Raw genomic sequence first — 9,388 nt, 5'->3', positions numbered from 1 at the left:
TACAATAAATAATATTCCTGTTTATTCTGAAATAATTTTCAGTTTAGCAGGAATCTTTTTTTATCTTTATTTTTTTATTGAAAATAATACTTTTGTCTGGTTGAGAGCAGTTGATACTTATAAAGCTCTCGACCATGCTCAACCAGACAAAATATAAACAAATGATATGACATCTATATTTACAAAAATAGTAAACGGAGAAATACCGTGTTTTAAAGTAGCAGAAACCGAAGAATTTCTGGCATTTTTAGATGTTAATCCTAATGCAAAAGGCCATACATTATGCATACCTAAAAAGGAAACAAACAAGATTTTTGACTTAGATAAAGTAACCTATGCTAGTTTAATGGAGTTTTCTAGACTGGTAGCTATTGGTTTAGAAAAAGCAGTACCTTGTAAAAGAGTTGGAATATCTGTAATTGGTTTAGAAGTACCACATGTTCATGTGCATTTAATACCTTTAAATACTATGGAAGATGCCTGTTTTACTAAAAAAGTATCTTTTAATACTTCAGAATTTGAAGTAATAGCTAAAACTATACAGGAAAATTTATAAGTGCTAAAACTGCGCCAGTAATTACTACAGTTGCAACTACACCAGTAATAATCCAGAAAAGAGGCTTGTATTTTTTTGATGCCTTTTTAGGCTCAAAAGCTTTCATTTGGTAATCGTAAACGCGCTCAATGTCTTCAGTCCAGTTTATTGGGTAAATGTTAGAATCGCATATGTTACAATACATTTCGGTAGAAATATCTTGCGTTATAGATCTATAAAATTTTGTCTCTATAAAATTTTGTTTAAAAGCAAGTTCTAAGCCTTTCTTACTAAAACATTCTGGACAGTTATTATTTAAGGAAACTTGTTTTACGGTAATTAATTTTTCGTCCATAATTAAACAGTTTTAAATGCAATTTGCATTATAGTGCCTTTGCCTATTTGAGATTGGGAAACTTTAATTTTTCCATCGTGAAAATCTTCTACAATTCGTTTAGCAAGAGATAAACCTAATCCCCAACCACGCTTTTTTGTAGTGTAACCAGGTTCGAAAACATTTTTAAATTGACTTTTAGTTAGGCCTTTACCTGTATCGATAATATTAATTTTCACCTTGTTTTCTAGCTGCGTCATTACTAGTGTAAGGTCTCCTTTACCTCTCATAGCATCGATAGCGTTTTTTACTAAATTCTCGATAGTCCAACTATATAATTGCGGATTCAAATTTACGTAAATAGGATCTTTAGGAAGCTTTAAAGTAAAATTAATTAACTTAGAAGATCTTGACTTTAAATAATTATAAGTGTCTTGAGTTTCTTTAACAATATTTGTTTTTTCTAACTCTGGAAGAGAGCCAATTTTACTAAAACGTTCTGTTATGGTTTGTAGTCTATCAATGTCTTTTTCAATTTCTAGAATGTATTCTGGATTTACATTTTCTGTTTTTAAAATTTCCGTCCAGCCAATTAAAGAAGATAATGGAGTGCCTATTTGGTGCGCAGTTTCCTTTGCCATTCCAGACCATAATTTATTTTGTGCTGCAATTTTAGAGCTTCGGTAGAAGAAATAAACTACAGAAGCAAATAGTAAGATAATTAATAAGAGTGCTAAAGGATAATATTTAAGTTTATTCAATAAAGGTGCATTACCATAATATAATTTACCAGCTAAGACTTCCTTTTGAGTACTAGGATCTATATAAGAAATCCGTATTGGAGTGTTCTCAGCCTCATATTGTTTAATTAATCTCTCTTTGTTATTCGCTATATATAAAGAGTCATTTTCACCTTTGGTAATAATATTATTGTAGCTGCTAATGCTTTTATCAACATTGATTACTAGAATAGGTGTAGTGTTATTACTGCCTAAAATCTTTAATAAAAGGTCAATATTATTATTTTCTTTAGTACTAGAGATTTCTTTTTGAGCACTACTCCAAATCTCCATTTTTGCACGTTCCTCTTCTTTAAATTTCTGAAAGAAAGTATAAGTGTTCCATAAAATTAAAGAAATGATTGCAAATGATGCAATAATAATAATCCAGCGAATAAGTTGTCTGTTTTTTGTAAAAAACATGTTATAATTTTTTTGTTAATATAGTTAAAAACTATATAATGCAAAGTTGTTAATAATATTGTATAACAAGAGTATAAATGTGTTTTTAGTTGAAACACATAATAGTTACATTTGTTTAAAATAAATGAACTAATGACATCTTTTGAACCTAAAGACTTGCCAACTGCAAAACTGCATGGTTATTTATTAAGTGCTGTAGCACCTAGACCAATAGCGTTTGCAAGTACTATAGACAAGAACGCCAATCCTAATTTGTCACCATTTAGTTTTTTTAATGTATTTAGTGCTAATCCTCCAATTCTAATTTTTTCTCCAGCACGACGCGTGAGAAATAATACAACAAAGCATACTTTAGAAAATGCAGAAATTACTAAAGAAGTAGTGATAAATGTTGTTAATTATGATATTGTACAACAAATGTCGTTAAGTAGTACAGAATATGGAGAAGGTGTAAACGAGTTTGAAAAAGCAGGTTTAACAATGCTTAAAAGCGATATTGTAAAACCGTTTCGTGTTGCAGAATCACCAGTACAATTTGAGTGCAAGGTTAATGAAATTATAAAGTTAGGTACAGAAGGTGGAGCAGGTAATTTAATTATTTGCGAAGTTGTAAAATTACATATTAAAGACACTGTTATAAATGAAAGTGGAAGTATAGACCAAGAAAAGCTAGATTTAGTATCTCGTGCTGGTGGTAGTTATTACAGTAGAGCAAAAACTGGTTTTTTTGAAATTCCAAAACCATTATCAACTCTAGGTATAGGTGTAGATGCTTTACCAGAAAATATTAGAAACAGTAAGGTGTTAACTGGAAACGATTTAGGTTTACTAGCAAATGTAGAAGCATTACCTACTAAACAAGAAAATGATGCTTATTTAGTTAAGCATGACATTAGTGTATTAAATGTAGACCAAAAACATAAAAAGGCACACAATTTGCTTAGTTTTGGTGATGTAGAAAATGCATGGAAAGTATTGTTATCGTAAAATAGCAATAATAAAATAGACGAATATTTAATAATTATATAGACAATGGAAGTACAAGGTAAAGTAAAATTAGTAGGAGAAGAGCAAACGTTTGGAAGCAACGGATTTAGAAAAAGAGAATTAGTTGTAACAACAGAAGAGCAATACCCACAACATATATTGGTAGAATTTGTTCAAGACAAATGCGATTTGTTAAACAACTACAAACCAGGACAAGATGTTAAAGTAAACATCAATTTACGTGGTAGAGAGTGGGTTAACCCACAAGGAGAAACTAAATATTTTAACTCAATTCAAGGATGGAGAATTGAAGGCGTCCAAGCAGGTGCTCCTGCTGGAGCTCCAGAAGTTCCACCAGCAGCAGCTTTTGAGCCAGCAGCAGATTTAAAAGAAGAAGATCACGACGATTTACCTTTCTAAAGGTAAGCTGTTTTGTCATTCCGCACTTGATGCGGAATCCATAAAAAAAAACGGTAATAACAATTTTATGTTATTACCGTTTTTTTTATTTTAGTAAAATTAAGACATGCACATTTTAGACCAAAACATAATATTCCCAAACATCCAAGAAGCCGACTCAGAAGGTTTACTTGCTATTGGTGGTGATTTATCTGTAGAACGTTTGCTATTAGCTTATAAAAAGGGAATATTCCCTTGGTTTAATGAAGACCAAGTTATTTTATGGTGGTCGCCAGATCCAAGATTTGTGCTCTTTCCTAAAGATTTAAAAGTGTCTAAGAGCATGACTCAATTTCTTAGAAATTGTGATTACGAAATTACAATTAATAAAGACTTTAAGTCTGTAATTACCGAGTGTGCAAAAGCAAAACGCAATGGTCAAGCAGGAACCTGGATTACAAATAATATGATAGATGCTTACTGCAAATTGCACGCGCAAGGTGCTGCAAAGTCTATTGAGGTTTGGAAAAACAACGTACTTGTAGGTGGCTTTTATGGTGTAGATTTAAACAATGGTGTTTTTTGTGGAGAAAGCATGTTTGCTAAGCAAAGCAATGCAAGCAAGGCTGCATTTATAGCTTTTATTCAAAATACAGATTATAAACTTATTGATTGCCAAATGCATACTAATCATTTGGAAAGTTTAGGAGCACAGGAAATTTCTAGAGATAAGTTTATTGAGTATTTAAAGTAGACCTTGTCACTTCGAGTGATTTCGAAGTATAAGAATTTTTATGTTATTTAAGCTAAATAGCTTCGAGAAGCTATATTGTTTTCTATTGAATGGTTCTTGATACAAAATTCTAAAAATAATGTCACTCGAACTGACACTTCACTTCTAAACCTCATTATACCTAAAACATCCAACTTCATGATCATTAACCATTCCAGTGGCTTGCATAAATGCATACATTACTGTACTTCCAACAAATTTAAAGCCTCGTTTTTTCAAGTCTTTACTCAAAGCATCACTTAAAGGTGTGTTTGCAGGAGCTTCTTTATAATGTTGTACTTTGTTTTTTATAGATCTTTCATCTACAAAAGCCCAAATATATTTACTAAAACTCCCAAATTCTTCTTGAACTTTAATAAAGACTTGTGCATTGGTAACTGTTGCATTCACTTTTAATTTATTTCTAATAATACCAGCATTTTGTAGTAATTCTGCTTTTTTATCGTCGTTGTAGTTTGCAATTTTTTTATAATCGAAGAAGTCCAAAGCCAATCTAAAATTCTCGCGTTTACGTAAAATAGTAATCCAACTTAAACCAGCCTGAAAGGTTTCTAATACTAAAAACTCGAAGAGTTCATGGTCGTTATAAACTGGAACTCCCCATTCATTATCGTGGTACGCTTCGTATAATTCATCACCAATACACCAAGCACATTTATGTTTTGTCATATCTATTTTATTTAATGCCTTTTGTAGGCTGTAAGGATTTTAAATTTATGCTACTAATGTAATAACTGTTACTTAAATAAATAATTAATTACAGTATTTTTACATTATGAAAACACTACAAAACACAGATTTAGAAAATATAATAAATGATAGTTTAGAAAACGCTATCAGTTATCAAGACTATAGAAATTTAGTTAAGGATCTGGTGACAAAAGAATCTACAACAGGAAACGAAAAAACGGAAGCTTTAGCGAACTACACAATGCTTAACGACAAACGTATGAAGCGTTGGGATAAAACAGTGAAAGTTAGTGAAGTAGTACAAGAAACAGTTTCAAAATCTAGTGTAAACCAAACATGGATTGTATTAACCGAGAGTTGGTGTGGAGATGCTGCGCATTTAATGCCTGTAATGAATAAAGTTGCAGATTTAAATAAAGGAATAAACTTTAAAGTACTGCTTAGAGACGAAAATCAAGTATTAATGAATCAGTTTTTAACTAATGGAGGACAAGCTATTCCTAAGTTAATAATGATTGATAATAATACCAAAACAGTAATAAATACTTTTGGACCAAGACCAAGTGAAGCAACTAAACTAGTTAATGATTATAAAGCCGAACACGGTAAATTAACACCAGAGTTTAAGGAAGATTTACAAGGTTGGTACAATAAGAATAAAGGCCAAAATGCTATTAGTGATTTGGTAAGTTTACTATAAAAAGTTGTCTATTCGAGTGAAATTCTTATCCTAAGAATTTTGTATCAAGAACTATTTTACTTTAAGTGTTAATTAGAGATTATTTCTTATTGCAATTTTTAATACTACAAAAATCACTCGAAATGACAATGTATAAAGCTTTCCTTTAAAATTAAAGAGTAGTCGTTTCAATTAGCGAATGCTTATTAAAAGTATTAAAACGAGCCTATTTTGCTTATTCTAAAGCATGTTTTTATAAATATTAGTCCACTTTTGATGGTAAAGCTGCAATAAATCCTTCTATTGAAAGTGCTTTTTCAACATTAAAATTCCCAATTTTTGTGCGTCTTAAAACTGAAAGATGTCCACCAGAGTTTAAGGCTTTTCCGAAGTCGTTTGCTAGAGAACGAATATAAGTACCTTTGCTACAAATAACTCTAAAATCGATGAAGTTGTCATCAATTTTAGTGATTTCGAAGCTATTTATAGTGATTTTACGCGATTTCATTTCAACAGCCTCTCCTGCTCTTGCGTATTCATACAAACGTTTTCCGTCTTTTTTTAATGCCGAAAATATAGGTGGAAACTGGTCTATTTCACCAACAAATTGTTTTGTAGTATTATGTATTAAATCTTCGGTAATATGCTCAGTAGGAAATGTTTCGTTTATCTCAGTTTCTAAATCGAAAGAAGGTGTTGTACCACCCAAAACAATAGTTCCTGTGTATTCTTTAATTTGACCTTGAAACGTGTCTATTTGTTTCGTCATTTTTCCAGTACAAATAATTAACAACCCAGTAGCTAAAGGATCTAAAGTGCCTGCATGACCAACTTTTATTTTCTTAATACTAAAAGCTTGACGTATTTCCCAACGTAGTTTATTTACTACTTGAAAAGAGGTCCAGTTTAATGGTTTATCTATTAATAAAACTTGTCCAGTTTGGTAATCTTCGACGGTCATTATTTTAATTTAAAAGTGAAAAAACAATAGCAATCAATCCAACGATTACACAGTAAATAGCGAAGTAAGATAACTTGCTTTTCTTTACTAAAGCAATCATCCAAGTACAAGCAAACAAACCAGAGATAAAAGCAGCTATAAAACCGGCTCCTAAAGCAGTAATATTTTGGTTTTCGAGGGATAATTCTCCACCTAAAACATCTTTAGCAATTTTACCAAAAATAAGTGGTACAACCATTAAAAATGAAAAGCGTGCAGCTTTTGTTTTATCATTACCTAATAAAACCGAAGTTGATATTGTTGCGCCACTTCTAGAAATTCCAGGAAGCATAGCAATAGCTTGAGAGATTCCTATAATAAGCGCATTTTTAAAATTCACTTTTTTTTGTGTGTTTTTTGCTTTGTCTGCCAGAAATAATAGCAGAGCTGTAACTAAAAGCATACAACCAACAAGCATAATGTTTCCGCCAAATAATTGTTCAAGCTGTTCTTCAAAAAAAAGACCAACTAAAACTGCAGGAATCATGGATACTATTATTTTTCCAGCAAAACGCTGGTCTTCATTAATACCAGGTTTAAATAAACCTTTAATAATGTCTAAAATATCTTTTCTAAAAATAAAAATGGTACTTAATGCAGTTGCAAAATGTAAAACGACTGTAAATGTTAGGCTTTCTTCAGGAATAGAATTATTACCAAGAATGGCTTTACCTAATTCTAAATGTCCACTAGAAGACACAGGAAGAAATTCTGTAAGTCCTTGAATAATGCCTAAAATGATGGAATCAATAATATTCATTCGGTAAAAATATCAAAATTGATTGACCAATAAGAGTTTTGAGGTTATTTTTTAGAATCGGAATTTTCCTTACGTGTTAAAATTGCATAAATCTGAATACCAAAACCAATAAGAACAAAAGCTGGTGCTAATCTAATACGTCTCCAGTGAAATATGTCTTCGTTAAATACAGTTGGATCGTCGTTTCCTCCACCAGACATTAAAATAAAGCCAATAACAATAAAGGCTAGACCAATAAACATAAATTTGTAGTTTCGTTTTCCAAAGATAAATTCACCTTTATTTTCCGAACCGATTTTTTTGCGTTTTTGTTCTCCCACTTTATGTAGATTTAATTTCAATATTTTTACAACTAAACACTTTTAGTTAATTGCAAAGTAAAGATTTTATTTAAAACTTTTGCTTTTAATGAATTTAAATTATTTTCAGTTTGAATATTTACTTTAAATTATAAAAATTAAACGATAGCATAAGAAAACAACCCATAAGATTACAATAATTGTAATAAATAGTGCTAATCCCTTTTTTATGTTTTTCGATAAATTCAAATGCTTAATCGTAAATTCCTTTTTTGTAATGTTTATTAGTGTCTACCTTAACAATCTTAATAGATCTATCTTCTATTTGCTTTTGCGATAGCAATACAAATGCTGTAATTGCTACGACACCTATAAGTACAAATGTTACTCGTTTCATAATTTTTAAATTGAGGAATTAATAAAAAGTAATGGTACAGTCAATAAGTGTTTTTTAGATATGTAAATATAACCTCAAACTTTCTTAAATATTGTTAAGTTCTAAGTTAAAGAATGTTAAACTTGAGAGGTTAGATATTTAACTAAAGCACTAGTCTTTATTAATAGTAAAGCTTATCTGTGTTTAAATTTAAAAAACGTTGCGTAGCGAAAAATGTAGAGATCCAAGTAATAAAGATGCCAAGTAAAAAAACGAAAACAAAAAGGCCAATAATAAGAATAGGTTTACTTAATAACTCTAATTCTGGGAAAGTTTTATCAAAAAAGTAAAGTATAAAAGTCATAGCTATAAGTGCTAAAATGGCTCCAATAATGCCAAGTTTTACACTTCTAAAAATAAAAGGCTTTCTAATAAAACGCTTTGTTGCACCAACCATTTGCATGGTTTTAATTGTAAAACGCTTAGAGTAAACTGCTAATCTAATAGAACTGTTTATTAAAAGTACTGCAATTAATGTAAATAGAGCACTTAATAATAAGACCCAGAAACTAATTTTTTTAACGTTATCATTCATTAGGTTAACTAAGTCGTTATCGTAACTTACTTCCTCTACAAAGTTTTTAGTTAAGGCTTCATCTGCAATAATTTGGAGTTTTTCAGAAGTTACAAAGTCAGCTTTTAAGTTTACATCAATCGAATTTTTTAGTGGATTATCACCTAAAAAGTCCATAAAATCTTCACCACTTTCGGCTTTCATAAACTCGGCAGCTTCTTCTTTAGACACAAAAGTTGTAGATTTTACATAATCTGCCATTGCTAAGCTTTTTTCTAGTTGTTTTATTTCAACAGTTTTAGCAGCATCTTTTAAAAAAACAGTAACGGTAACTTGCTCCTTAAAATGATCTGCTACTTTTTTAGCATTTAACACCAAAAGCCCCAATAAACCAAGTAAAAACAAGACCAGTCCAATACTTAAAACTACAGAAAAGTATGAAGAAATTAAACGACGTTTTTGGTATTTTTCAAAAGATGAGCTCATAAATAGAGTTTAGTTTACTTTGTAAAAATAAAAAAGAAATTACATTCTCAAGTTTTACAACGCTTAAAGTTTTAACAATCTTATAATAAGTTTAAATTTGCACTTTAAATAGTGGAAAAACAAGAGTATGCAATACCATTTTAACGACATAGAAGCCAAATGGCAAAAATATTGGGCAGAAAACCAAACGTTTAAAGCCTCAAATACTTGTGACAAACCAAAATATTACGTTTTGGACATGTTTCCTTATCCATCTGGAGCAGGATTACATGTT

Annotated in this window: 13 protein-coding genes; 5 read left to right on the top strand and 8 right to left on the bottom strand. The window is 30.5% G+C overall.

The features are described 5' to 3' along the window. Positions 1–166: 166 nt before the first annotated feature. Positions 167–556, top strand: coding sequence for an HIT domain-containing protein (locus tag Q0C58_RS02090; RefSeq protein ID WP_290696800.1), 390 nt, complete (start codon positions 167–169; stop codon positions 554–556). On the opposite strand, the gene Q0C58_RS02085 is transcribed toward Q0C58_RS02090, so the two are convergent. Then, positions 537–890, bottom strand: coding sequence for a hypothetical protein (locus tag Q0C58_RS02085; RefSeq protein ID WP_290696798.1), 354 nt, complete (start codon positions 888–890; stop codon positions 537–539). The two genes, Q0C58_RS02090 and Q0C58_RS02085, sit on opposite strands and share 20 nt — an antisense overlap. Positions 891–892: 2 nt before the next feature. After that, the gene (locus Q0C58_RS02080) at positions 893–2,071 is read right to left on the bottom strand and encodes a HAMP domain-containing sensor histidine kinase (RefSeq protein ID WP_290696796.1); all 1,179 of its coding nucleotides are present in this window, start codon (positions 2,069–2,071) and stop codon (positions 893–895) included. A gap of 132 nt (positions 2,072–2,203) precedes the next feature. Between Q0C58_RS02080 and Q0C58_RS02075 the strand changes: the two genes are divergently transcribed. The 3 genes from Q0C58_RS02075 to aat all read left to right on the top strand — a co-directional run bounded on the left by Q0C58_RS02075 (position 2,204) and on the right by aat (position 4,211). Next, complete coding sequence (locus tag Q0C58_RS02075; protein ID WP_290696794.1) at positions 2,204–3,058, top strand: flavin reductase family protein; 855 nt, start codon at positions 2,204–2,206, stop codon at positions 3,056–3,058. A gap of 45 nt (positions 3,059–3,103) precedes the next feature. After that, positions 3,104–3,478 carry a DUF3127 domain-containing protein gene (locus Q0C58_RS02070; protein ID WP_290696792.1) on the top strand — a complete coding sequence of 125 codons (375 nt, stop codon included), beginning with the start codon at positions 3,104–3,106 and terminating at the stop codon, positions 3,476–3,478. Between the two features lie 106 nt (positions 3,479–3,584). Further along, positions 3,585–4,211 carry a leucyl/phenylalanyl-tRNA--protein transferase gene (aat, locus tag Q0C58_RS02065; RefSeq protein WP_290696790.1) on the top strand — a complete coding sequence of 209 codons (627 nt, stop codon included), beginning with the start codon at positions 3,585–3,587 and terminating at the stop codon, positions 4,209–4,211. A 144-nt stretch (positions 4,212–4,355) separates the two neighbouring features. On the opposite strand, the gene Q0C58_RS02060 is transcribed toward aat, so the two are convergent. Beyond that, positions 4,356–4,919: a DNA-3-methyladenine glycosylase I gene (locus Q0C58_RS02060; protein ID WP_290696788.1), complete on the bottom strand. Its 564-nt coding sequence runs from the start codon at positions 4,917–4,919 to the stop codon at positions 4,356–4,358. A gap of 106 nt (positions 4,920–5,025) precedes the next feature. Between Q0C58_RS02060 and Q0C58_RS02055 the strand changes: the two genes are divergently transcribed. Further along, positions 5,026–5,640, top strand: coding sequence for a thioredoxin family protein (locus tag Q0C58_RS02055; RefSeq protein ID WP_290696786.1), 615 nt, complete (start codon positions 5,026–5,028; stop codon positions 5,638–5,640). A gap of 241 nt (positions 5,641–5,881) precedes the next feature. Here the strand turns inward: Q0C58_RS02055 and truB are convergent, their stop codons facing one another. The 5 genes from truB to Q0C58_RS02030 all read right to left on the bottom strand — a co-directional run bounded on the left by truB (position 5,882) and on the right by Q0C58_RS02030 (position 9,114). Further along, a complete protein-coding gene (truB, locus tag Q0C58_RS02050) occupies positions 5,882–6,580 on the bottom strand; it encodes a tRNA pseudouridine(55) synthase TruB (protein ID WP_290696784.1) in 699 nt (232 codons plus the stop codon). 4 nt (positions 6,581–6,584) lie between these two features. Beyond that, positions 6,585–7,379, bottom strand: a complete 795-nt coding sequence (locus tag Q0C58_RS02045) for an undecaprenyl-diphosphate phosphatase (protein ID WP_290696783.1) — start codon at positions 7,377–7,379, stop codon at positions 6,585–6,587. A 44-nt stretch (positions 7,380–7,423) separates the two neighbouring features. Then, entirely contained in the window at positions 7,424–7,699 is a 276-nt protein-coding gene (locus Q0C58_RS02040) for a DUF3098 domain-containing protein (RefSeq protein ID WP_290696802.1), read from the bottom strand. A 232-nt stretch (positions 7,700–7,931) separates the two neighbouring features. Next, a complete protein-coding gene (locus Q0C58_RS02035; protein WP_290696782.1) occupies positions 7,932–8,075 on the bottom strand; it encodes a hypothetical protein in 144 nt (47 codons plus the stop codon). A gap of 160 nt (positions 8,076–8,235) precedes the next feature. After that, the gene (locus Q0C58_RS02030; RefSeq protein ID WP_290696780.1) at positions 8,236–9,114 is read right to left on the bottom strand and encodes a permease-like cell division protein FtsX; all 879 of its coding nucleotides are present in this window, start codon (positions 9,112–9,114) and stop codon (positions 8,236–8,238) included. Positions 9,115–9,388 lie beyond the last annotated feature (274 nt).

Source organism: Lacinutrix sp. (genome assembly GCF_023299985.1).
Taxonomy (GTDB): domain Bacteria; phylum Bacteroidota; class Bacteroidia; order Flavobacteriales; family Flavobacteriaceae; genus Lacinutrix.
This window is presented reverse-complemented; position numbering and strand designations above follow the sequence as displayed.

What these genes read in the sequence shown, in the direction of transcription:
- Q0C58_RS02060 (WP_290696788.1), bottom strand. Translation starts at nt 4,919, where the DNA reads ATGACAAAACATAAATGTGCTTGGTGTATTGGTGATGAATTATACGAA.
- Q0C58_RS02070 (WP_290696792.1), top strand. Translation starts at nt 3,104, where the DNA reads ATGGAAGTACAAGGTAAAGTAAAATTAGTAGGAGAAGAGCAAACGTTT.
- Q0C58_RS02035 (WP_290696782.1), bottom strand. Translation starts at nt 8,075, where the DNA reads ATGAAACGAGTAACATTTGTACTTATAGGTGTCGTAGCAATTACAGCA.
- Q0C58_RS02090 (WP_290696800.1), top strand. Translation starts at nt 167, where the DNA reads ATGACATCTATATTTACAAAAATAGTAAACGGAGAAATACCGTGTTTT.
- Q0C58_RS02080 (WP_290696796.1), bottom strand. Translation starts at nt 2,071, where the DNA reads ATGTTTTTTACAAAAAACAGACAACTTATTCGCTGGATTATTATTATT.
- aat (WP_290696790.1), top strand. Translation starts at nt 3,585, where the DNA reads ATGCACATTTTAGACCAAAACATAATATTCCCAAACATCCAAGAAGCC.
- Q0C58_RS02055 (WP_290696786.1), top strand. Translation starts at nt 5,026, where the DNA reads ATGAAAACACTACAAAACACAGATTTAGAAAATATAATAAATGATAGT.
- Q0C58_RS02030 (WP_290696780.1), bottom strand. Translation starts at nt 9,114, where the DNA reads ATGAGCTCATCTTTTGAAAAATACCAAAAACGTCGTTTAATTTCTTCA.
- Q0C58_RS02085 (WP_290696798.1), bottom strand. Translation starts at nt 890, where the DNA reads ATGGACGAAAAATTAATTACCGTAAAACAAGTTTCCTTAAATAATAAC.
- truB (WP_290696784.1), bottom strand. Translation starts at nt 6,580, where the DNA reads ATGACCGTCGAAGATTACCAAACTGGACAAGTTTTATTAATAGATAAA.
- Q0C58_RS02075 (WP_290696794.1), top strand. Translation starts at nt 2,204, where the DNA reads ATGACATCTTTTGAACCTAAAGACTTGCCAACTGCAAAACTGCATGGT.
- Q0C58_RS02045 (WP_290696783.1), bottom strand. Translation starts at nt 7,379, where the DNA reads ATGAATATTATTGATTCCATCATTTTAGGCATTATTCAAGGACTTACA.